The 22,929-nt window shown below is 37.4% G+C and carries 25 protein-coding genes; 13 read left to right on the forward strand and 12 right to left on the reverse strand.

The annotated features are described in order from the left end of the window. Positions 1-369 precede the first annotated feature (369 nt). Both CO050_04675 and CO050_04680 read left to right on the forward strand, forming a co-directional pair. Positions 370-1,281 (forward strand): 23S ribosomal RNA methyltransferase Erm, encoded by a 912-nt coding sequence (locus CO050_04675; protein PJC30832.1) that lies wholly within the window; start codon positions 370-372, stop codon positions 1,279-1,281. 192 nt (positions 1,282-1,473) lie between these two features. After that, positions 1,474-1,728, forward strand: coding sequence for a hypothetical protein (locus CO050_04680; GenBank protein PJC30833.1), 255 nt, complete (start codon positions 1,474-1,476; stop codon positions 1,726-1,728). A gap of 25 nt (positions 1,729-1,753) precedes the next feature. On the opposite strand, the gene CO050_04685 is transcribed toward CO050_04680, so the two are convergent. Further along, positions 1,754-2,704 carry a GTPase ObgE gene (locus tag CO050_04685; protein PJC30834.1) on the reverse strand — a complete coding sequence of 317 codons (951 nt, stop codon included), beginning with the start codon at positions 2,702-2,704 and terminating at the stop codon, positions 1,754-1,756. Between the two features lie 272 nt (positions 2,705-2,976). On the opposite strand from CO050_04685, the gene CO050_04690 reads away from it, so the two are divergent. The 3 genes from CO050_04690 to CO050_04700 are packed head-to-tail and all read left to right on the forward strand — an operon-like array spanning position 2,977 to position 5,264. Further along, positions 2,977-4,050, forward strand: coding sequence for a hypothetical protein (locus tag CO050_04690; GenBank protein PJC30835.1), 1,074 nt, complete (start codon positions 2,977-2,979; stop codon positions 4,048-4,050). Between the two features lie 39 nt (positions 4,051-4,089). Then, entirely contained in the window at positions 4,090-4,743 is a 654-nt protein-coding gene (locus CO050_04695) for a hypothetical protein (protein PJC30836.1), read from the forward strand. Next, positions 4,740-5,264 (forward strand): hypothetical protein, encoded by a 525-nt coding sequence (locus tag CO050_04700; GenBank protein PJC30837.1) that lies wholly within the window; start codon positions 4,740-4,742, stop codon positions 5,262-5,264. Before CO050_04695 ends, CO050_04700 begins: the two co-directional genes overlap by 4 nt. On the opposite strand, the gene CO050_04705 is transcribed toward CO050_04700, so the two are convergent. Then, positions 5,265-5,606: a hypothetical protein gene (locus CO050_04705; GenBank protein PJC30838.1), complete on the reverse strand. Its 342-nt coding sequence runs from the start codon at positions 5,604-5,606 to the stop codon at positions 5,265-5,267. Between the two features lie 25 nt (positions 5,607-5,631). Between CO050_04705 and CO050_04710 the strand changes: the two genes are divergently transcribed. Further along, complete coding sequence (locus CO050_04710) at positions 5,632-6,495, forward strand: GTPase Era (GenBank protein ID PJC30839.1); 864 nt, start codon at positions 5,632-5,634, stop codon at positions 6,493-6,495. Here the strand turns inward: CO050_04710 and CO050_04715 are convergent. Beyond that, entirely contained in the window at positions 6,467-7,855 is a 1,389-nt protein-coding gene (locus tag CO050_04715; protein ID PJC30840.1) for a glutamate--tRNA ligase, read from the reverse strand. The two genes, CO050_04710 and CO050_04715, sit on opposite strands and share 29 nt — an antisense overlap. Positions 7,856-7,892: 37 nt before the next feature. On the opposite strand from CO050_04715, the gene CO050_04720 reads away from it, so the two are divergent. After that, positions 7,893-8,945 (forward strand): hypothetical protein, encoded by a 1,053-nt coding sequence (locus CO050_04720; protein ID PJC30841.1) that lies wholly within the window; start codon positions 7,893-7,895, stop codon positions 8,943-8,945. On the opposite strand, the gene CO050_04725 is transcribed toward CO050_04720, so the two are convergent. Beyond that, entirely contained in the window at positions 8,920-9,882 is a 963-nt protein-coding gene (locus CO050_04725) for a hypothetical protein (GenBank protein ID PJC30842.1), read from the reverse strand. The genes CO050_04720 and CO050_04725 overlap by 26 nt on opposite strands. 26 nt (positions 9,883-9,908) lie before the next feature. Continuing rightward, the gene (locus tag CO050_04730; protein PJC30915.1) at positions 9,909-11,297 is read right to left on the reverse strand and encodes an aspartate--tRNA ligase; all 1,389 of its coding nucleotides are present in this window, start codon (positions 11,295-11,297) and stop codon (positions 9,909-9,911) included. A 201-nt stretch (positions 11,298-11,498) separates the two neighbouring features. On the opposite strand from CO050_04730, the gene CO050_04735 reads away from it, so the two are divergent. Further along, positions 11,499-12,287, forward strand: coding sequence for a hypothetical protein (locus CO050_04735; GenBank protein ID PJC30843.1), 789 nt, complete (start codon positions 11,499-11,501; stop codon positions 12,285-12,287). 132 nt (positions 12,288-12,419) lie between these two features. Here CO050_04735 and recJ read toward each other — a convergent pair whose 3' ends face one another. Further along, positions 12,420-14,045, reverse strand: coding sequence for a single-stranded-DNA-specific exonuclease RecJ (gene recJ, locus CO050_04740; GenBank protein PJC30844.1), 1,626 nt, complete (start codon positions 14,043-14,045; stop codon positions 12,420-12,422). A gap of 33 nt (positions 14,046-14,078) precedes the next feature. Here recJ and CO050_04745 point away from each other — a divergent pair, with 33 nt between their 5' ends. Beyond that, on the forward strand, positions 14,079-15,425 hold the full coding sequence (locus CO050_04745) for a hypothetical protein (GenBank protein ID PJC30845.1): 1,347 nt from the start codon (positions 14,079-14,081) through the stop codon (positions 15,423-15,425). A 37-nt stretch (positions 15,426-15,462) separates the two neighbouring features. After that, the gene (locus tag CO050_04750) at positions 15,463-16,155 is read left to right on the forward strand and encodes a hypothetical protein (GenBank protein PJC30846.1); all 693 of its coding nucleotides are present in this window, start codon (positions 15,463-15,465) and stop codon (positions 16,153-16,155) included. Positions 16,156-16,221: 66 nt separating this feature from the next. On the opposite strand, the gene secF is transcribed toward CO050_04750, so the two are convergent. The 6 genes from secF to CO050_04780 are packed head-to-tail and all read right to left on the reverse strand — an operon-like array spanning position 16,222 to position 20,782. Continuing rightward, positions 16,222-17,061 carry a protein translocase subunit SecF gene (gene secF, locus CO050_04755; GenBank protein PJC30847.1) on the reverse strand — a complete coding sequence of 280 codons (840 nt, stop codon included), beginning with the start codon at positions 17,059-17,061 and terminating at the stop codon, positions 16,222-16,224. Further along, a complete protein-coding gene (gene secD, locus CO050_04760) occupies positions 17,058-18,392 on the reverse strand; it encodes a protein translocase subunit SecD (protein ID PJC30848.1) in 1,335 nt (444 codons plus the stop codon). The genes secF and secD overlap by 4 nt, the downstream gene beginning before the upstream one ends. A gap of 1 nt (position 18,393) precedes the next feature. Next, positions 18,394-18,570 carry a hypothetical protein gene (locus tag CO050_04765; protein ID PJC30849.1) on the reverse strand — a complete coding sequence of 59 codons (177 nt, stop codon included), beginning with the start codon at positions 18,568-18,570 and terminating at the stop codon, positions 18,394-18,396. A gap of 10 nt (positions 18,571-18,580) precedes the next feature. After that, positions 18,581-19,159, reverse strand: a complete 579-nt coding sequence (locus CO050_04770; protein ID PJC30850.1) for a hypothetical protein — start codon at positions 19,157-19,159, stop codon at positions 18,581-18,583. Positions 19,160-19,161: 2 nt separating this feature from the next. Next, a complete protein-coding gene (locus CO050_04775; GenBank protein PJC30851.1) occupies positions 19,162-20,328 on the reverse strand; it encodes a hypothetical protein in 1,167 nt (388 codons plus the stop codon). Further along, a complete protein-coding gene (locus CO050_04780; GenBank protein ID PJC30852.1) occupies positions 20,321-20,782 on the reverse strand; it encodes a hypothetical protein in 462 nt (153 codons plus the stop codon). The genes CO050_04775 and CO050_04780 overlap by 8 nt, the downstream gene beginning before the upstream one ends. A 56-nt stretch (positions 20,783-20,838) precedes the next feature. Between CO050_04780 and CO050_04785 the strand changes: the two genes are divergently transcribed. From CO050_04785 to CO050_04795, 3 genes are read left to right on the forward strand one after another with little or no spacing between them, the layout of a single operon-like run. Then, a complete protein-coding gene (locus tag CO050_04785; GenBank protein PJC30853.1) occupies positions 20,839-21,075 on the forward strand; it encodes a hypothetical protein in 237 nt (78 codons plus the stop codon). Next, positions 21,024-21,575, forward strand: a complete 552-nt coding sequence (locus tag CO050_04790; GenBank protein PJC30854.1) for a hypothetical protein — start codon at positions 21,024-21,026, stop codon at positions 21,573-21,575. Before CO050_04785 ends, CO050_04790 begins: the two co-directional genes overlap by 52 nt. Before the next feature lie 5 nt (positions 21,576-21,580). Then, positions 21,581-22,867 (forward strand): hypothetical protein, encoded by a 1,287-nt coding sequence (locus tag CO050_04795; GenBank protein PJC30855.1) that lies wholly within the window; start codon positions 21,581-21,583, stop codon positions 22,865-22,867. Positions 22,868-22,929 lie beyond the last annotated feature (62 nt).

The following is a 22,929-nucleotide window of genomic DNA, read 5'->3' on the forward strand; positions in this document are numbered from 1 at the left end:
TTATTAAAAAAATTGTCAAAAGGATATACACAAAAATAAACTAATTCATCAGAATTGACTTATTTTAAAACCCGGTTTTAAAACTTTTTACCCGCTCCAAGACGCCCCCACCCTCCGCGCCTCCAAGACTGTCGGCTCGTAAAAGAAAAAACGCAAAATTTTTACTTGTCCGCCTATGGAGGAAAGAACTTTTTATTAACTCAAATAGCCGCTCTGGTTGTACTCAACTCGGATCTCTCCAAATTGACCAAGACGGCCATTAAAAAAGCAATCTGCGAAAATTGACTACAATTATAATATACCGAATTCTGGAGAAGAAAAACAATACCATAGGAGTCCTTAGAATGAAAAATTTGATACAATCAAGCTATGGATCGACATAGTCAAAATTTAAGAAAAAGCGTTATTTACTCACAAAATTTTACTGTTAATCCTTTGCTCGTAGCGAACTTGATTAAACACTCTTCTTTCTCAAAAGAAGATGTTGTTTACGAAGTAGGACCAGGAACTGGGATAATTACTGCTGAGTTAGCGAAACGATGTAAAAAAGTTGTTGCGATTGAAATTGATAAAAACCTTGCAAAAAAATTGCAAACAAAATTTATCAATGTTCCAAATATTGAAGTGCACGAGAGAGATTTTCTTTTATATCCTCTTACCGAACAAAAATATAAAGTTTTTTCAAATATTCCTTTTAACATTACTGTGGCAATCGTTAAAAAATTAACTGAAGCGAAAAACCTTCCCACAGACATTTTTCTGTTTGTTCAACATGACGCAGCAAAGAAATTTTTGGGTGCGCCAAACGCCAAAGAAACACAGTTATCACTTTTGTTAATGCCTATTTTTGAACTATCCATAACACATCAATTTAAGAGAAACGACTTTAGACCAATTCCAAATGTAGATATAGTTCTTTTAAGAATCAAAAAAAGAGAAAAGCCAATGGTCGAACAACAGAATGAAAAACTTTATAGGGACTTTATTGTTTATAGTTTTAACACATGGAAACCAACTTTAAAAGAAGGATTAAAGAAAATTTTTACTGATCATCAATTTTTACGTTTAGCGAAGGATTTCGATTTTTCGTCATCAGCTAAACCGACTGACTTAAATTTTTCTCAGTGGCTAGGTTTATTCAATTTTTTTAATAAGGGAGTTGATATAGGTAAAAAATCACTGATTAAGGGGTCTGAAGATAAGTTAAAAAATCAACAAGCGAATCTTGCTAAGATTCATAGAACGAGAGTGGCAAAAGACTGGAGAATTGTTAGTGAGTAAAATTTGTTTTCCGCGCATGGGTGGGTAGAGCAAGGAAAACTATAAATTCTTTTCCTACTCGCCCGAAGGGCGAGAAAATCGCGCGCGCAAAAAATAGCCCTTCGACTGCGCTCGGGATAAACTCCAGCGAGGTCAGGTTTTTATTTTAAAACCCGGTTTTAAAACATTTGGTCAATAGCTTATAATTTACTCGTGACCTACTACATATATATCCTCCGGACTTCTTCAAACACTCTTTACACAGGTCAAACTAATAACCTTAAGCGCAGGCTTAAAGAGCACAAGAGTAAGTCCTCAAAATCTGCAAAATATATAAGATGCTTCCCAGATTTTACCTTGGTCTATTCTGAAAAATATCAAACTAGAAAAGAAGCAATGCAAAGAGAAATCCAGATAAAAAGCTGGCCCCGAGCCAAAAAAGACAAACTTGTTTCAACCCAAATCTAGTTTTATTTAAAACCCGGTTTAAAAATTACTTAGAGCTGGAGTTAATATAACTTTTTAGCTTATTTAGACTATCTTCATCATGAATAGAAACAGGTATGATTTCTTTTTTTAGCTTTTTTAGAGATTTGATAATTAACTTTATCTCTTTTTCTGATTTTAGATCTATTTTGGTAAGAAGGATTATTTCTGGTACTTCTAGTAGCTTGGGATTAAATATCTCTAACTCTTTTCTTATCTGCTTATAGCTCTTTATGATGTTTTCCTGATCAGCGGGTAGGCAGTGAAAAAATAGCGAAACCTTTTCAACATGCTTTAAAAATCTTGTACCTAATCCTTTTCCATCAGAGGCTCCTTCAATGAGCCCTGGTATATCCGCAATAATTTTTCCGTTCAATTCTCCAAGATTTGGTTCTAACGTGGTAAAAGGGTAATCTCCAATCTTAGGATTTGCATTTGTTATTTCCTTAAGCAAGCTACTTTTACCTGCATTAGGAAAACCCATAAATCCAATATCTGCAATTAGCTTTAAATTAATATACAGCTCCCTTGACTGACCATTAAATCCTCTCTCGGCTCTCTTTGGCGCAACATTAGCTGCGGAACGAAATTCCCAGTTCCCTCTTCCACCCCAGCCACCTCTACACAACAAGAATCGCAAGTCTTTATCAGTTACTTCAAAAACCTCCCCAGTATTCTTGTCTCTGATTTCCGCACCAATTGGAAGTCGAACTTCCACATCGCTAGAGTTCTTGCCATGTTTTTTATTTGACATACCATGCTGACCAGTCTCAGATTCAATCTTAGAACGTCCCGAAAGAGAGGTTAATGCATAAATATCTGTTGTAGAGGTTATATAAATACTACCACCCTGCCCTCCATTACCTCCATCAGGACCTCTTCTTGTTTTATAAAAAGAGATCTTCCCATCTCCCCCGTTTCCTGCTTTGAATAAAATATCTATTTCCGTGACTAACATATAACTTCTATTATATCAGGCCGAAGGTGCCCTAGGTGCCGAAGGTGCCGAAGGTGCCGAAGGTGCCGAAGGTGCCGAAGGTGCCGTCTGTGCTATAATGTACCAGATTGCAGATTGTATACGGATACGTCTGCTTGTATTTTGATTTAGTTTTTTAGAGATAAAAGATACCTTACTTTTTTAAAAAATTTTGTATCTTCTTTCGTAAGTTAAACAATTTCACTTTCTTCAAGCAGAGGTATTTGTATATAAAAAAAATAGTTTTATTTGACATGCTTATCGTATATAACGATAGTATTGCTACGAGTGCATCCTCAACAAGTAAATCTTCTTTGTTTCCGTTTTCCAAAGAGTCAAATAGAACACATTACAACAATGCTTATGCCTACTTCTTAGAAACCTGCAATCTTAATAATATTAAAGCCGCATTTACAACGACAAAAGACTTGAACTCCAGCAGAAACTTTGATAGCTTCTGGATATATAAAAATAACTCTTGGAAAAAATCTATGCAAACTTGCTCAGCTCCTCTCATATTTGATAAATTCTCTCCTAAAACTAAAAAACAAAGGCAAAGGCGTCTGGATCTTTTCTCAAGTTCTAATGTTAAACCTTTCAACAGTCCAAAACTATTTTCACTTTTTTTTGATAAGCAAAAAACATTCGATAAACTTAGCGAATACGCTATTCCCACAGTTTCCATAGATGACAAAAGCGAAAAAGGCATTACAAAAACATTTAAAAAACTTGCGATTCTATTACAAAACCACCCAAATAAAAATGATTTTTCAAGTGATATTGTAGTAAAAGACAGATACGGTGCTGGTGGTAACAGAATTTATAAAATTAATTCAACAGATACTGTTTCCAAAATTTTAGATATTCTTGAGACAGATAAAAACCAATCATTCCTATTGCAGCCATTTACCAAATTTAGCAAAGGCTATTTTAAATATAATAGCTTAAAAGGATTTGTAGACATACGTATTATCTTCATGGGACAAAATGTAATACAGACATATATTAGAACAGCGTCAGGAAGTGATTTTAGATGTAATGAGCATCTTGGAGGAAGTCTTGAGTATATTAATATTACCGAAATTCCAAAGAAAGTAATAAACATGTCAAAAAAAATTGCGCTATCTGTAAGCAAGAAAAATTCGCTCTATGCTCTTGATTTTATTATTTCAAATAATGGAAACGTATATTTAATGGAGGGAAATACTGGTCCAGGTCTTGACTGGAATTCATCAATAAAAAAGAATGTTTTTGAAGGAAAAAAATTAATATCCGAAATAGTAAAAGAGTTATCCTCCCGGATGAAACTTCCACACGTGATTAGCTAACAAACTTTGCTGAAAATATAGGATGATATAATTCCCCTTATGTTTAAGATTAAGAAATTCGATCTTCTCGTTTCTGTATACATTTTCTGTATTATGGTTTCTGAACTAATGGGAGGAAAAACTTTTCCACTAATAAAGATTGGAACTTACCAACTAAACGCTAGTGTAGCAATATTTGTCTTCCCTCTAATTTTTACTATTAATGACATGATTATTGAAGTTTATGGAAAAGAGAGAGCTAGAAGCTTAGTTCGCTCTGCGCTTTTTGTAATATTTCTAATTATGATATTCTCACTTTTAGCAATAAGCCTTCCACCATCTAGAAGATTTGCAGAGAGCGAAGAGGCGTATGACAATGTATTTAGTAAATCTGCCAGAATATCTTTTGCTAGTTTAACCGCTTTTGCCCTAGCTGAATTTACCGATCTTTTAATCTTTGTACATATTCGAAAAAAGCTTGGCAAAGGTTCACTCTGGCTTCGAAATAATGTTTCAAACATCGTTTCACAATTTGTAGATACAACGATCTTTATGACGGTCGCTTTTTATGGCTTAGGACAGTCACTGGGAGACAATATATCTTTCTTATCCAGCATAATAATTCCATATTGGTTACTAAAAAGTTTCATGTCTATTATTGAAACCCCCCTTGTCTACCTCGGAGTAACCTGGCTCAAGAAAGATAAGACATGAAAATAATTATGGTTATAGTTGCTTCAGTCAACGGCAAAATTACCAACGGCAACCCCAACATTTACTCCTGGACCTCCAAAGAAGATAGTGTGCATTTCTACTCACTTATTAATAATCATAATCTTATTGTAATGGGGAGAAAAACATTTGAAGCAGCCAAGGGTAAAATTATGCTAACTCCCGACAAATTAAGAATAGTCCTAACAAAAAATCCGGCAAATTACAATAAAAAATCAGTACCCGGACAACTAGAGTTTAGTAATGAAGCCCCAACAAAACTAATTAATCACCTAAAGAAACTGGGGTATAGCAAATTGCTTCTCGTGGGTGGATCCAAGATCAATGGACTATTCTTAAAAAACGAATTAGTCAATGAAATCTATTTAACTATAGAACCAAAACTATTTGGCAAAGGTAATGAACTACTAGAAACAGTTAATCTAGAGCAAGATTTAAAGCTCTTGAATTTTAAGAAACTAAATAACAAGGGCACTCTCCTCCTTCATTACAAAGTAATCTAGTTATCTTTTTGGGGTGACTCTGCGTTTTCCTATCTTTTTAAGTGAGTAGTCAATAGCTTTATCCAGATCAATATGCTTTATTCTGGCAAAACGAAGTATCGCTACTAAAATATCTCCCAATTCTTGCTCATAAGTCTCGTCTTCCTGAGCGGCTATATTAGTTGGCTTTCTTCCATGTTTAGCTAAATAAGCTCTAGCCATCTCTCCTATTTCCTCAACAAGTGTAAGTATCAGAAAAGATCCAAATTCTTGAGTGTTCTTAACACCTTTGTCTATTTCATCAAATCTACGAAAATACTTACCAAAAGGAGTAGATAGTGGCTTGCGTAATTTATCTATCATAGTTCTATTATATAATAACAGAAGTATGAAAGCAGGAGTAGTAGTTATGCTAGGTAGAACAAATGCGGGCAAGTCAACCCTTTTAAATCGTCTTATTGGTCAAAAAGTAGCTATAACTTCAAGAAAACCTCAGACAACAAGATTTGCAATAAACGCAGTGTATGAGGACAAGAGAGGACAGATTATATTTACAGATACACCTGGTGTATTTGAAAGATCCCCCGATCTATTGGCAAAAAAAGTTGGACTAAAACCCGAAGAAGCCCTTAAGGAAGGAGTAAATGTGGCAGTGTATGTAGTTGATCATACCCGCTACCGCGACGTAGAAGAAAATAGAACATTGGGTATGGTCAGAAAATTAGATGTTCCCAAAATATTAGTTTTTAACAAGTGGGACATTAAGAAACCTAGTTTTTACGAAGAACTTCGCTTTATGGAAGAGGAGTTTGATACTACTCTATTTATCTCCGCACTAAAAGGACACAACTTAAACTTATTACTTGAAGAAATTTTTAAACACTTACCCGAAGTCCAGAGCAAGTTAGTAGACACCAGTCAAATGGCAACTCCCTTGCTCAATGTGAATAGTAAACTATATATTGAAGAGATTATTCGTGAAAAAGCATTCCACTCACTCGGACAAGAACTACCATATACATTAACTGTAACAGCAAGTGAGATAACAGAAAGAGAAAATGGAACCTTATACATTAGAGCAGATATTGTTACTAATGAGGAAAGGTACAAGAAAATGATTATTGGGAATGAGGGTAAAAAAATTAAACAGATAGGATTAACAGCCAGAAAAGAATTGGAAACAGCCAGAAATGAAAAGGTTTTTATCGAGCTTAAAGTTGTAGTCAATCGCCACTGGATGGAAGCCTTCTAAGCAAGCGTTCAAGCGTTTCCTCTTTCCCAAGTATTTCCAGAGACTCAAATAGTGGTGGCCCAACCTTTCGTCCCGCCACACCAATTCGCACCTGCATAAATAATTTACTTTTAGATAACTCAAGTTTTTCTGCAAAGCTCTCCAACTGCTTATGCAGTATATCGTGATTCCAGTTATCTATCTTATTTAATTCATCAATAACCTTCAAAATAATCTGCCCATCTACTTCTTTCTCATATTTACTAGGTCTTTTAAACAAAAACTCGCACATTGGCATATATTCAGACAGTTTCTTAATCCTAGTTTGAGTGAGTGGCAGTGATTTCTCAACAATTTTCTCACTGTAGCTATCTCCAATATAATCCATTATTTGAGATTTGAGCTTTGGAATTTGAGATTTTCGTATGTACTCTCCATTCATCCATTCGAGCTTTGTCACATCAAATATTGGAGCTGATTTACTCATTCGTGCAAAATCAAACTCGGCAATAAACTCCGAAAGCGTAAATATATCTCGACCATCAGACATTGAAAAACCCAATGTTCCGAAATAATTTAGCATAGCCTCTGGTAATAATCCTTGATCCTTATACCAACTCACCCAAACAGGATTTCGGCGCTTCGACAGCTTACTTTTATCTGGATTTCGAAGAAGTGGTGTGTGTATAAACTCTGGCAAATCCCATTCTAGAGCTTTGTATATTTGAACATGTTTAGGTGTCGAAGATAGCCATTCTTCACCTCTGATTACATGCGTAATACCCATCAAGTTATCATCAATCACAACTGCCAAATGATAAGTAGGAAACCCATCAGATTTTAAAATTATCTGATCATCAATTAGCTCATTTTTAAAAACAACCTCTCCCCGAATTTTATCTTGGAACTTAGTTTCTCCCTTATTTGGCATCTTAAGCCTGACTACTTTTCCGGATTTTTTTCCAAGATCACGACACTTACCGTCATAAATAGGAGGCTTACCAGACTTTTGTTGTTCTTTTCGCATTTCATCTAGACGCTCCGACGTGCAATCGCAATAATAAGCATCACCTTGCTCAACTAGCTGTTTCGCATACTTTTGATAAATCTCAAGTCTTTTTGATTGTTTATATGGACCAACTTTACCGCCGTGAATAATACTCTCATCTGGATCCAAACCCAGCCATGATAAAGATTTAAATATTCTTGCCTCAGATCCTTCGACCTTTCTTTTCTGATCAGTATCTTCAATACGAACAATAAATTGACCCTTATGTTGTTTTGCATAGGCAAAATTTAGTAGTGCCGTATATGCATTACCTACATGTAAGTCTTCACCAGTGGGAGAGGGCGCAATACGTGTACGAACGCTCCTTGTCATGATTGAATTGTACCATGGTTACAGGTATACTTATAATATGGTCACTCTGACTCAAGCAGCTTCTTACTCTAAAAAAATAGTAATTTATGCCGTATTTTTAACGATCTTCGTGATTTTAGTTGTTATAGCCATAGGATTAGTCCGCGACTATCTAAAAGCACGGGTACCTGAACCAGGTATTATTACAACCAACGGATTCGGCAAATTATCCGGACTAGTTTTTCCACAAGAAAATAGTAGACCTGGAATCTTAACTCTCCAAACAATTCAAGGTGGTGTACCAGAGGCTTCCTCAGTTGCACGTATCTATAAAACTATATCGAATCCTCCTGGGTTATTAGCTTCCAGCAAGGCCCAACAGTTTGCGCGTCTTCAAGGTTTTAACTCTACCCCAACTACTAAAACAGCTACTGAGCATGTTTTTAATGATTCACTATATCCTGCCCGCAGCTTAATTTACAATCTTGCAACAGGAAACTTTGATCTTATATATAATTTGGAGGAAGATAACTCACCAGTTTTGACCAGTAAAATATCTGCAGATAGTAGCCAGATTTTAGAAGAAGCAATTACGCTCTTACAAAGTACAGGTAAATTTACTCCCTCTTTAGAAAGTGGCATTCAAAAAATAGCATATTACAAGTACGCAGATAATGAATATAGTCTCGTGCAAAACAAGCTAGAGGCAAATTTAGCTAGAGTAAATTTTTTTTCTGGACCAATTGACACAATGGATATAAAAACACCTAATACTAATCAATCTTCAGTCTATGTAACTTTTTCTGGAAAAGATAACAGAAATCAGCGAATTATTCAGTTTCACTATCAGCTATTCCCTGTGGATCCTGGATCACTACAAACATATCCAATAAAACCTGGCCACGTAGCATGGGAAGAATTAGTAAGTGGCAAAGGTTATGTTGTGAATATAGGAACAGGTAACCAAGCGCAAGTTTTTGTACGAGACGCATATCTTGCCTTCTATGACCCTGGAGAATTCCATGAATATTTGCAGCCTATCTACGTTTTCACAGGTGACCGAGGGTTTGAAGCTTATGTACCAGCTATTGATCCAATGTGGATTGAATAGGCGACCACTCAAACCCATTAAACACCCAATCAATCAATACCCTTGTGTCTGCAAAACGATCTTTACTTCCCAGCACTACCAACATCACTTTTTGACCATTACGGGACACTGTTGTAACCAGATTTTCTCCAGCCTCAGCTGTAAATCCAGTTTTAACACCCGCTACTCCAGGTATTTCTCCCAACAACTCATTTACCGTAGCTAGATCGTGAAAATAGGTATAACTGGCATCAGCTACCGTAATTGCTTTTGTTCCAACCATATGTGCCAGGGTAGGATTGTTAAGGACATACAGCCCTAAAATAGCCAAGTCTCTGGCTGTAACATACTGATCTGGATGATCGTAACCAATAGGATTAGCAAAACTTGAATTTTCTAAGCCCAGTTCTTTTCCCTTTTCATTCATTTTTATTACAAAAGCATCAACTCCACCAGGATAATTGTCTGCTAAAACAAACGCTGCATCATTAGCTGAGTGAACTAAAGCGCCATACAAAAGATTTTCTACAGACATCCTTTCGCCATAAAAAAGCTCCATCGTTTTCCCATCTGTTGCCAAACCTCTCACTTCTATAACGTCATCAAGTTGATAATAGTCCAGTGCAACAAGTGCAGTGATCAACTTAGTCGTAGATGCGGGCGCTAACTTTTGATTAGCATTTTTATCATAGAGAACTAGACCTGCATCTGGCTCATATATATAGGCTGCACGTGCTGAAACTTCAGGATCTGGTAACCAGCTTTTCTTCTGTGGCAATAAAGATGGTTCAAATTCAGGCAGTGAATCAACGACTGCTCCTACAGCATTAACAAGTGGGGTTTGGGTATATTTATTCTCCCCTGGATACACAAGAAAAAACAAGGAAACTGTGAAAATTAGGAAATACTGATCAAAACGTAAGTGCTCTCGCCAATGCTTTTTTGGTTTTTTAACCATGCATCAATAATAACACTAATCCGTGGTTATATTTTTACACCCAGTTCTTGGAGCTGCTCACTAGAAGCGGAAGATGGAGCATCAACAACAGCTGTACGTCCACCCGCCGTGGCAGGAAAAGCAATTACTTCTCGTATTGAAGGTTCACCCAGGCCCGCCATTAAAAAGCGATCAAACCCAGGAGCTATGCCTCCGTGCGGGGGTACCCCATAAGCAAATGCAGTTAACATATGCTCAAACTGTGCTTGTTGTTTCTTATTAAAACCTATTAGTTCAAAAACTTTTGTCTGAATCTTCGAGTCATGAATTCTCACGCTTCCTCCGCCAACTTCAAAACCATTGAGAACCATATCATGTTGCAATCCCCTAACCATCAAAGGGTTTTTATCTAATAAGTGCACATCATCTGGGTGAGGGGCTGTAAACATGTGATGTGAGGGAGCGATCTTTTTTCCCACTCCGTGATAATAGTCGTCCTTTGTTTGCTCTGCAAACAGCGGAAAATCTATTACCCACACAAACGCTAATTCATCTTTGTTGTTTTTATCTTTTCTCAAATCTGGTTTATCCGAACCATATTTTTCTATCGAGTCTTTATGAGATATTCGTGGCCAGGGAGTTTGGGTAATTTTTTTTTCAGGAAAAAGAGCTTTAGAAAGACTCGTAAATAGCTCTTCAGCCAATTGAAGAATATCCTCTTGGGTAACAAAAGACATCTCAATATCCAGCTGTGTAAATTCTCCATATGCTCGATCTGCACGAGGATCTTCATCTCTAAAACAGCGAGCCAGCTGAAAATATCTCTCAAATCCCGCTACCATCAAAAGCTGCTTGTACTGTTGAGGGGATTGAGGAAGTGCATAAAAGCTTCCTTGCTGTAATCGTGACGGGACTAAAAAATCTCGAGCACCCTCTGGAGTTGTTTTGGTCAAAATGGGCGTCTCGATCTCGACAAAGTCTCGCTCCAATAGAAACTCCCTCATAAATTGAGAAGTCTTGGATCTTAGTTTAATATGATGATTCATGCGCTTGCGCCGTAAGTCTAGATACCTATACTTCATGCGCACATTTTCATCAATCTCTGATCCATCTGTATCTATAGGTAATGGTAACTCAGAAGATTCCGTGAGCACTTTAAACTCTTTAATCTCTAGCTCCACTTTACCTGTTTCAAGCTGTGGGTTAACCATATTTTCTGGTCTTTCTTTAACTGCGCCCACCAGCTCTACGCAGTATTCTGACCCAACCCCTTCTACAAGTTTCGCGTCGGTTGTAACAGTTTGGATAACTCCAGAACGATCACGTATATCCAAAAATACCACTCTCCCATGGTCACGCCTAGAATTAACCCAACCCTGAAGCATAACCATCTCCCCAACTTTATCATTTGTCTCTATCGCCAAAGTACGTTTCATTTGTTTCATGGTTTACCCAAACTTAATTATACTCTGTTTTAATGATATTGACAAAAAATTACATATATTCTAAAATACATAGACAATATGAAACAAAGTAATATTATTCTTGATGTCCGCTACATCCTCTTTACCGAGGATTTTTGCGGGATGTAAGAATTAATAAATAATTAATTAACATCCCCGCAAGGGGATTTTTTTATGACTCTAATAGAAATTAGTATTGGTCCATTAACAGGTCAAGAAAGAGAACACATAAGGCGTATGCCTAATCCTTATGGTAAGCGTTTTGTTAAACCCGAGTTTATCAACGACGGAATCCGTTGTGGAAGACTAGTACTCACACCAGTTCTTAAAGCCCTACATCAGCTAGGCATATACCCTGAAAAAGGACGGCTACTAAATAGATACGGCTATACAAGATCAACGCTATTATTTGGAACTACTCAGCATAATGCATCACATATAGAAGTCAAAACAGAAACTCCTCCAGAGCCCACACCACCAATCCAAATTGAACAACCTCTTATAATATCCAATCTATTAGAAATTACTACAGTACTTGACCCGAATCAGGTGACTTATGAAAACTCATTATTAGAACTATGTGAAAGAAATCAAAAAAGAGCAGATGCGGTAGGTTTTGCTGCAGACCTAGTTTGCGAGTTATTGAACGAACACAAACCAGATCCTAATGTTACCCTTAAACCTTGGCATTTTGTAGAATTTAAAGAAGCAAAGACAGGTATTGGACATGATGTAACTCTAAGAAGATTAAACAAAAAAAATCCACCTATGGCAGCTGGAATATGGGGATTTATACAGGGAATGGAAAGAGGACGCGCTCCTACGTGTGGCGTAAGACTAGTTGATTCAATTGCTCAAACACTCGAAAAACCAAGTTTAATAAACTCGATGTTTGAATTAGCAAAACCAGATCCACAATCGACAGATTCATGGAATATGGCAAATCCACAAATAAGTATATAAAGATCCGATCTATATGAGCAAAACAAAGCGAGGCTTTTCATGAAATGGAAGACCTGTTTTAAGTTGAGCGGTTATATTCCGAGATGTGCGCTCATTCACACTCCAGGAGTGATATAGGTTAACACCTAAGGTTTATCCTTGTTTTATATCTTTAATCATCAGCTGGAGGTTTTCATTTCCATTCCATTTATTTAGATCCAGAGTAAAAGCAATATCTACTGGTTCTTTTACATCTATTTTTTCAAGCATATATGCCTTACTAAACCCAATTGCATCTATCCCATTAACTTTTACTTTTAAGTGATTACCTTCTTTACCAATTTTGCGAACATCATCAAGATATATCTGGTTCATACTAAATATGGGCTTCTCATTGCTTGTTCCAAATGGCTTTAGCTCCTCTATTTTATCCAATAGATCCCGCGTTATCTCTTCCATATTTAATTCTAGATCAATATTCAAAACTCTCTCCAAAAGCTCTGGATCAATCTGGTCTACAGCTTTTTGAATCAGTTCTTCTGCTACCTGAGAAATATTCCCCGTCTCTACCGAAAATCCCGCCGCCATTGTGTGCCCACCAGCGTTAACTAACTGGTCCTCAACTTGACGAATAAGTTTAATTATATCTACACCAGGAATAGATCTAGCCGAAGCTTTAGAAATGCCATTTTCATTTTGAGCAATAACAATCGTGGGACGATAAAAGCGGCGACTTAGACTACCAGCTATAAGCCCTATTATTCCTTCATCATATGAAGAGTCAGCGATGACCAAAAGAGGTGGCATCCCTTTTACCCCTTTAAGTTGTTCTAGGCTCATATCAATCTGTTCATTTGTCAGCAACTGCCTCTTCCTATTTAGACTTGCAAGCTTTTGAGCAATCGCGATTGCTGCTCGTTCATCCTTTGTACAAAAAAGCCTTAGAGCATCTAAGGCGTCACCTAATCTACCCGCTGCGTTTATTCGGGGCCCTAGGATATACCCTATGTGATACGGATCAAGATCAGTTCCAAGTAGACCTGACTCTTGTAGTAGAGAACGAATTCCTACTCGACTAGATTGAGATAGTAGTGGTAGACCATGGCTAACTATTTGACGATTTGGACCTTGAAGAGGTAATACGTCTCCAATCGTACCAAGAGCAGCAAGCGCTAGTCGCTCTGGATTGTCCCTCAGATTATCTATCTGTCTTGAAACAAACCAGGAAACTCCTGCTCCGGCAAGCGTAGTTGTATGCACAACCGCGATTGCATGACTACATAGCTTAACTACCTCAGATTTGTTAGGCGCTTGATGATGGTCTGTGATAATAACATCTACTCCAGCGTCCGTTAATTGCATAACAAAATTGGAAGCTGTAATTCCATGATCTACCGTTATCACAAGAGTCGGATTATATTTTTCCTTAACACTCTTTATCCCTGCAGAAGAAAAACCATATCCCTCACTTTTCCGATCTGGAATATAGGGCCACACAACCGCACCTAGTTCATGCAAGGTCTCCCACGCAATTGCAGTTGCCGATACACCATCTATATCAAAATCACCATATACTACAATTGTCTCCTTATTTTTTATGGCCTTCTTAATTCTGACTAGAGCTTTAGCCAGCTGAGCCTCATCTATTCCAACTTCTTTTGCTGTAAGAGTATAAGGAGAGTGAGGTTTTAGAAAATCACTCGCTGATTCTACTCCTCGTAATTTTAATAAGTGAGTAAGGATATTTTCAGATTTACGTGTCTCAACATTCCAGCGCATAAGGTATACTATATCATAGGAATTATATCTATTATGCAGCTTAAACTACCAGATTTACCAAGAAAAATTATTAACCAACTGCAACAAGCAGGTTTTGAGTGTTATGCAGTTGGAGGTGGTATCCGTGACTTACTCAGAAGCAAGTCACCTACTGACTGGGATTTCACGACCGATGCCACTCCAGAAGAAATTCTTAAAGTTTTTCCTGATGGCTATTATGACAATAAATTTGGTACGGTTGGAATACCTATGAAAAATTCAATTATTGAGATCACAACCTACCGAACAGAATCTGAATACAAAGACAATCGCCGCCCGGAAAAAGTAGAATGGGGCAAATCTCTTGAGGAAGATCTCAATCGTCGTGACTTTACCATTAACGCCATTGCCACAAATGGCAAAGAGATCATTGATCCTTTTAACGGTCAATCTGACCTACAAAATAAGCTTATCCGTGCAGTTGGAGATCCAAATGCCCGGTTTAAAGAAGACGCACTGCGTATGTTGCGGGTAGTCAGACTCGCAACTCAACTTGAATTTTTGGTTGAGGATAAAACAAGAGATGCGCTTGAAAATGATGTTTCACTTCTTAAGAATATTGCACAAGAACGCGTTCGAGACGAACTGCTACGTCTGTTAAAAGCTGCTAATCCCGCCGATGGAATTCTCTTGCTTAAGCATACTGGTCTTCTACAGTACATTCTCCCTGAGCTTCTAGAAAGCTTTAAAATTGATCAAAAAAGCCCCGAGCGTCATCATATTCATGACGTAGGCACCCACTGTGTTGAAGCGCTTCGGTATTGCTCAAATCCTGATCCAGTCATAAGGCTTGCGGTTCTTCTACACGATATTGGCAAGACTAAAACTGTAAACAAAGATAAATCTGGCATTACCACTTTTTATAATCATGAAGTTGCTGGAGCAAGTATGGCTAGAGATATATCTATGCGTCTTAAATTATCTAAAAAACAAACAGGTATGATTATTCGATTAGTGCGCTGGCATCAATTTAGTATGGAGGATACTCTGACAGATAAAGCAGTACGCCGCTTCATTAGAAACGTAGGACTAGAAAATATTCAAGCTATGCTAGATCTTAGAGTAGCTGATCGCAAAGGAAGCGGGGCCAAAGAAAGCTCCTGGAGATTCGAGTTATTTAGAAAACGCCTTATTGAAATTCAAAAAACTCCTTTCTCCATTCAGGATCTTAAAGTGGACGGTAACGATATAATAGAGGCTCTTAAAATTAAACCTTCCCGTCAAGTTGGAGAAATACTCGAAGCAATCTTTGATAAAGTAGACAATGACGAACTCCCTAATGAAAGAGAAAAATTACTGGAACAAATCAAATCTCTAACACCCACTCCAGGAGTGGGTTGAGTTGACACCTAAGGAATATTTATAGTATTGTCATATTATGCCTTCACGTAAAATACCTCTCATAACGCAGGGTATTTACCACATCTTTAATCGTAGTGTAGCTGGACAAACTATATTTAGAAATATAAGAGAATATCAAATATTTTTAGACTTATTAGAATACTACTCGTTTACCCATGCAAAACACCGCTTTTCTCACTATAGAAGACTCGAAGATGAAACAAAGAAGCAAACGCTCAATAAACTATATCAACAAAGCGATAAACTTGTAGATATATATTCTTTCTGCATTATGCCAAATCACTATCACTTACTATTAAAGCAACTAACCGATGATGGCATAAGCAAATTTATCAGACAAATCCAAAATAGTTATGCCAGATACATCAATATCAAAACACAACGTAATGGAGCCTTACTTCAATCCCCATTTAAATCCGTTTTAATAGAGAATGACGAACAATTTATCCATGTAGCAAGATATATTCACCTAAATCCCTTAACATCGTACATTCTAACAAACCAGTCCGAACTAGCTAACCTAGAGTGGTGCTCATATAAAGACTACTGCAGTGCAAATAGTAGAGGTTTTGTTAACACATCAAACCTCATGTCCTACTACAATTCAATTGATGAATTAAACAAATTCACCCTAAATCAGGTTGATTACCAAAGAGCACTAGCCAAGATAAAACATCTTACACTTGAAAAGTCCTTTCCAAATCCTTAAGTGTCAACCTAACCCACTCCAGGAGTGGGTTCTCACATTACGTTTCTGAAATGTAGCTAAATTCATTTATTTCTTTTTAAGCAGCAAACTAAGGACTGGGACTGCTACAAATGGCGATGAATAAGTTCCAAGCACAGTTCCAATCAGAAGTGCAACCATAAACCAGCGAATAGTCTCACCTCCCAGAAGAATCATTGCTAATAACATAAACAATATTGTTAGAGAATTATTAATCGACCTTACCATTGTCTCTGTTAAGGCGCTATTGGCAACTTTTGTAATATCTTTGGAGTTTTTATCTCCTGAGTTCTCTCGAATTCTATTAAACACCACTACCGTATCATGAACAGAAAATGACATCGTCGTTAAAAGCGCAGTAACAAATAATGCATCAACCTCAACAAGCATAAATTTACCTAAGACAGCAAATACACCAGCTAATATCAAGGTGTCATGCAGAAGTGCTACTATCGCAGCCATTCCATACTTTAAGTTCTTGAATGCCCAGGCCAGATAGGCAAGAATGCCTATCACAGCGATAATTGCAGCTGTAAGGGTCTTATTTAATAACTCCTTACCAAGCGTTGGTCCTACTGTTTCAAACCGATCAATTTTAATCGATCCTGCAACTGAGGCTATTTCCTCTCTAATCAAAGCAATTTTCTTTTGCTCGATAAAATCTGTTTTTATTAATACTTTTTCACCACTATCTTGTACAGCTTGGACATTGATGTCATTTTTGTTTAAAATAGTCAAGATTTCCTTATTATTAACCTCAATCAAGGTTCCTCCTGTAAAATCTATCCCTGGTTTTAGACCCCAAATAACTAATGCCAGAATACTTATTCCTGCAAGAATACCTGAAGCCGTAAAATATATTCGCTTGTACTGTAGCCAGTTAATCATTTTTTACTCCTATAAAACATTCTCATTAGGGTTCGCGTTACAAATACCCCAGTAAACAACCCAATAATGACCCCAATCGCAAGAGTCAACGCAAATCCCCGTATTAATCCAAATCTAGGTAAAAACTGCCAGTCTAATGGATTAAAGAGAATAAATGTGGTAAGTAGCGTTGCAACATTTGCGTCTCTGATTGAATCCCAAGCTCTACCAAAGGCAATTTCCATAGCTTGCTGCCAGGGCAGACCATCTCTTATTTCTTCTCGCACTCTCTCGAAGATAAGAATATTTGCATCCACTGCCATTCCTATGGAAAGCATAAATCCAGCAATTCCAGACAATGTTAATGTAACTGGTATAACTTTAAACACCATAAAAGATATTAAACCATAAATGATTAATGCTACCACAGCAATAACGCCCATCTGACCATAAAAACCAATCATAAAAAAAGCCACCATCAATAGACCAACCGATCCAGCAAGAATACTTTTATCTATTGCAACTTGTCCTAAAGTTGGACCAATATTACGCTGGGAAATTAGCTCTATACTAACTGGTAATGCTCCAGCATTAAGCTGTGTAGTCAATTGTTTAGCCGCGTCTATTGTAAAGCCACCAGATATCTGAGCCTGCCCTCCAGTTATAGCCTCATTAACTCGGGGTGCAGACATAATCTGGTCATCTAGAAAAATTGCTAGCTGTCTATTAATATTTCGCTTTGTTGCCTCTGCAAATAGTTTTGCTCCTTCATTGTCAAACATAAGCCCTACCACTGGCTCACCTGATTGTTGATCAAACTGGACCTCTGCTCTTTTGAGATTTCTACCAGTAATTCCTGAATCAATAGTAAACGGCCCGTATGTCGAAGACAGCTCTGCTGTCTGAGATGCCTCGTCGGCAGAAGGTGTACTTTCTGGAGATTCACGAAACTTAAGCTGAGCTGTTTTTCCTATCAGATCAACCGCATTACCTACATCTTCCACTCCTGGAAGCTCAACAATAATTCTGTAACTTGCCCCAGATTTTGAAGTCTGCACCTGTGCCTCGGATATACCAAAATAATTCACCCTTCTCTCAATAATATTACGCGCACCCTCCAATGCTCGCTCTCTATCCGCTTGATCTATTTCTTCGAGTTTTGCCTCGAAAACCAGATGACTTCCCCCCGCCAGATCCAAACCCAAGGAGGTACGGAAACTTTTATGTATTCTAACTTTTCCAAAAGCTATATTAATACCTGACAATCCGTAGAATTGCTCAGGCAATATAACTAATAACGAAAACAACGTAAGTATAAATATTAACCAAACTGAAAATCTTCTTTTTTGCATATTATTTCTTCCCTATTTGTAACTGTCGAGGATTAGGAAATAGCACCCTAACCTCTGCCTTCTCGATCTCGATTTTAACATCTACTTCATCGCCAGCTCGTGCACCAATAATCTTGGCAAAGGCAGCTGGAATTACAACCGTTAAACTATTACCTGTTTTAAAAATTTTTTGCTTCATCTCGGCTCCCTCAACCTACCAGCTCCTCCTCATCACCAATAATAACCATTCTGCTTTCACTAAAAACAGTACTTAAAAAAGGATCCCTACGTTCTTTTCTAAACGCAAACTCTTTTTCATCCATAATGCTAAAATTTATTTCTTTTTTATCCCTCTTCTCATGTACACCTACTATTGCAGCCAGTAAATCCGCATCAATCTTCCCTATTGCCAAAAGATCAAGACCTGCCTTTTTACGCGTAAGCTTACGAATGTACTTACCAGATAGAACTACAAACTTAACCGAACCAAGTTTCTTGCGATTCTTTAGAATATCTCCACCTAGCCCAGCTGTTTTATTTATTAACCCCAAAAGATCATAATAGAGATGGTAATTTTTACGTAGTGCATAATATAACCTATTTCCTCTAGGTTCCTTACCAAGGATTCCTTTCTTCTCTAAATATGCAAGCTCGCGCCTAACTGCATTTATTTCTTCATCAGTTTTACGCACCAGCTGACGAACATAAAATATGTCATCAGGGGCAAGAAAAAATATAGTTAGTAGTTTTACTCTAACTTTAGAGATTATTAGGTCTGTTAGCGGCATATTTAGAAATCTACTTTTTTACCCTTGGGTACTACTTCGATCCAGATCTGCCCTGGAACAAACTGTATTTCTTTGCCATTTTCATCATAGAACAATGTTCTTGCAGTTCTTTTATTTTTACTCCAAGTTCCTTCAATTGCCTCCCCATTCTTAAAGATAAATGCGTCTCCTGTGCCAATTGTTTCATATAGAAGATGCTTATGTTCGTCTACTGGACCAGTTTCTTTGGTTAACTGAACAACAACATTTTTTGCCGTGATCTGTTTTTTTGTCTCAAAATCTGTGTGAGCTTCCCCTCCCATGGTTCTTTTGTAACTATTGTCGGCTTTGTCATAATCCCAGATAACATTAAAGTCTTTATATCCATCCCAGAAGCCAAAACTAATTTTGGTAGCATCGGGTGTGTCTTGCGCCTTATCACCATCAGAAAATTCCCAGGATCTAAAATCCTCATCCCAAGACACGTCGTCTTCGTCAACATTGGTCCAATCTCTCGATTCTGCAACAAAATACAGCCCATTACTTGAACAAACCATTGTGTGCTCGGTCGCAACGGTCTTGCTAAGTCTATCTGGATTACGGAAACATGTTGGATATGAGATTCCGAACTGATCCATATCTTTAATTCCATATCTATCAATCTGACAAAGCGCCTTAGCTTTTTCATCTACAGTAGGATCATTACATTTACCCGCTCCACCTACATGCGCATATAATGCATCGTATTCAGATACCCAGTCAAGAAAGTAAGTTCTAGCCGAACGCACAGGTGAAAAATTAATATTGTTTGCCGCTACTCCGCAATAATAAACTCCCATGAAGCGCGTGATTCCACCTTCTACTACTGCCTCGTACACAATATCAGCGGAACCTAATCCAGACTGTGGACGAGCATCTGTGTGATTCTCGATCATCACAGCCAAAGGACGCCGTCCTTCCCATATTGAACGTTCTGTTTTAGTAAATAACATACCGTTCAAAGGACAACTTTCCGTCTTTGGCTCGCCTGGATCAATCTGAACATTTCCCTCTGAATCTGTAATTAATGATTGTGGAGATACTAAATCTCCATCAATCTTAGGAGCAAAGATACGCGAAACTCCAAAAGCAACAGCTGTAGATGCCAGATATATAATTATGCCTATGACTAATAATTTTTTCTTATCCATTAACCAATTCCTCTTCTTCCTTACTTAATTCATGGTCTACTCCTTTACCTTTCTTAACGCTTTTAGCGAACCATCTTGTATTTTGACGTGAATGCAAGGAAGATACTACAACCCCACTTCTTTCATCATCCAAGAACGATATAATAAAGCTCTGGTCACCACCCACTTCTTTAAATGGGTTATACCTTAATAATCGCACATTTTGCACAAAAGATCTAGCCCTCTTTGTTAACTGGTGATGATCTTTATCCAGATCACTTAAATTAGCTTTGGTTTTTTTGATCTCAGCCAATATATGCTCCAGTATCTCTGCTAATTTATTCTTACTTAACCCTTTGGTTAAATTATTATAATGCGAAACACTTTTAAAAACTGCATATGTGAGCAATAACAACCAGGCAAATATTAATCCCAAAATTGCAGTTAATACGCCAGGCAAGAGTGTGAACACCATATGTGCTCATATTCTATCTTCTTTACAAGCTCAAGTCAATATGATAAATAGATAACATGAGCAGAAAAACAAGAAAAGAAAAAATTATTGCTGAACTTCATCGTGAACTAAAAAAGGGCACAGTTTCAGCAACTTCATCGCTCTCTATCTCTTCGCATTCTGTTAAAAAAACTGTTACTAAGCAAATTATACCAGTATCCCCTAAACATGTAACATCAGACCTTAGAAAAACAGCTATTTTATGTTTCCTTGCGATAGGATTAGAGATATCTCTATACTATTATCTAAGATGAATAAACTAGACATAGGATGGTTTTCTTTTACATGTTGTGAAGACTCCACGATTATTTTTACCGAACTACTAAATAAACACTATGAGACCTGGAATAAAGTTCTAAACTTTAAACATGTTCGGGTTCTAAAGCAACAAAACGAAGATGGTCCTTTCGATGTTTCTTTCATTGAGGGAGCCGTCTCGTCAGACAAACAAGCTGTTCGAGTTAAAGAAATAAGAAGCAAGAGTAAGTACATTGTAGCTATTGGAGCCTGCGGCGTTATGGGAATGCCCTCAAGCCAACGCAATCAATTTACAGATGCTCAAAATGCCGAAATCCAATTTTTACTTGACAGATTTAACTATAATGACAAAGTACTAAAAATAGAAGATGTTATTAAAGTGGATTTTAAGGTTCCTGGGTGTCCTATGAATGAGAAAATATTCTTACAGACAATAGACCAACTTATTAGTAAAATAAGGCTAGACCTTGCACGAAGTGAAAGGTCTAGCCTTTAAGCATTATGCACCAAGGAAATTTCGATCTATCTATAGAAGAAATTAGCAAAATTGAAGGACAAGCTGGGTTGGATATTAAAGTGAGAAGTGGCAAGATTGAAAGTCTTAAATTTAAGATAGCTGACTACAAACGCTTCTACACTAAAGCAGTTGAAGGCAAATTAGCGCAAGCTGTCCCACAGCAAGTTGCAAGAATTTGTGGTACCTGTTCTAATGCGCATCTTCTCTGTTCAATCAAGACGATTGAAAATGCTACAAAGACAGCTCCTTCCAAACAAACCAATAAACTAAGAGAGCTTCTAAATCACGGTCTTATTATTCGTGACCACGCCCTGCATCTCTATGTTTTTGTCTTACCAAATTTACTAGGCAAGGATTCTATCTTAGATTTTGATGAGAACAACAAAGAGGAACACGAACTACTGCACGACACATTCGATATTAAAGAGGCTGGTAATCTACTGTCTATCTGGGCAGGTGGACGAAGCGTGCATGCACCCTATGCAACACTTGGAGGGTTTATAAAACTTCCCATGGATCAAACTCATAAGATAGTTGCCCATCTTGAAAAAATTCGCCCTAGAATACTTAAACTAATTAAAATATTCGCAGCAGACAAAACTAATGTTGAAGAAGATGTAGTATTTGTTGCACTAAATGATCCTAAATTTAATTATCTCTCTGGAGACATAATAACTAGTCAAGGTGGTAAAATTGCACCCAATGAGCTTTTTAGTCATCTGACCCATGTAACTATTCCCTACAGCCAAGCCTCAGCTTATTTAATTGGAGAAAAGAAAGTAATGGTTGGAGCACTAGCCAGGCTTAATCTAAACAAGGATAGCCTCCACCCAAAGACAAAAAAAGACGCTTCAACTGAGCTTGGATTATTTCCTTCCAACAACATTTTTCACAACAATCTTGCTCAAGCTATTGAAATATTACACTCCATAGACACCGCTCTTGATTTATTAAACAATATTCAGATTACTCAAGAAAAACCAGTTGTAATAAACAATAAGGCTGGAATAGGCACTGGTGTAATAGAAGCTCCTCGAGGATTATTATTCCATCAATATGAGATAACTGAAGATGGAAAAGTCCAGAGCGCAAAAATTGTAGTTCCCACGGGATTGAATCAGATACTCATCGAACAAAGTTTAAAAACCTACCTTGAAACGAAACTGGATTTATCTAAAGATAAAATTGCTCTTGAAGCGGAAAAACTGATACGTGCCTACGATCCTTGCATCTCTTGCGCCTCCCACTTTTTGAGACTAAAATGGCTATAAGTTACTTTTCCAACATGCACATGCCAATAGGCCTACAGCGTGGGATATTTCCCCCCGGGCAG

The sequence above is a fragment of the Candidatus Roizmanbacteria bacterium CG_4_9_14_0_2_um_filter_38_17 genome (assembly GCA_002788855.1).
Taxonomy (GTDB): domain Bacteria; phylum Patescibacteriota; class Microgenomatia.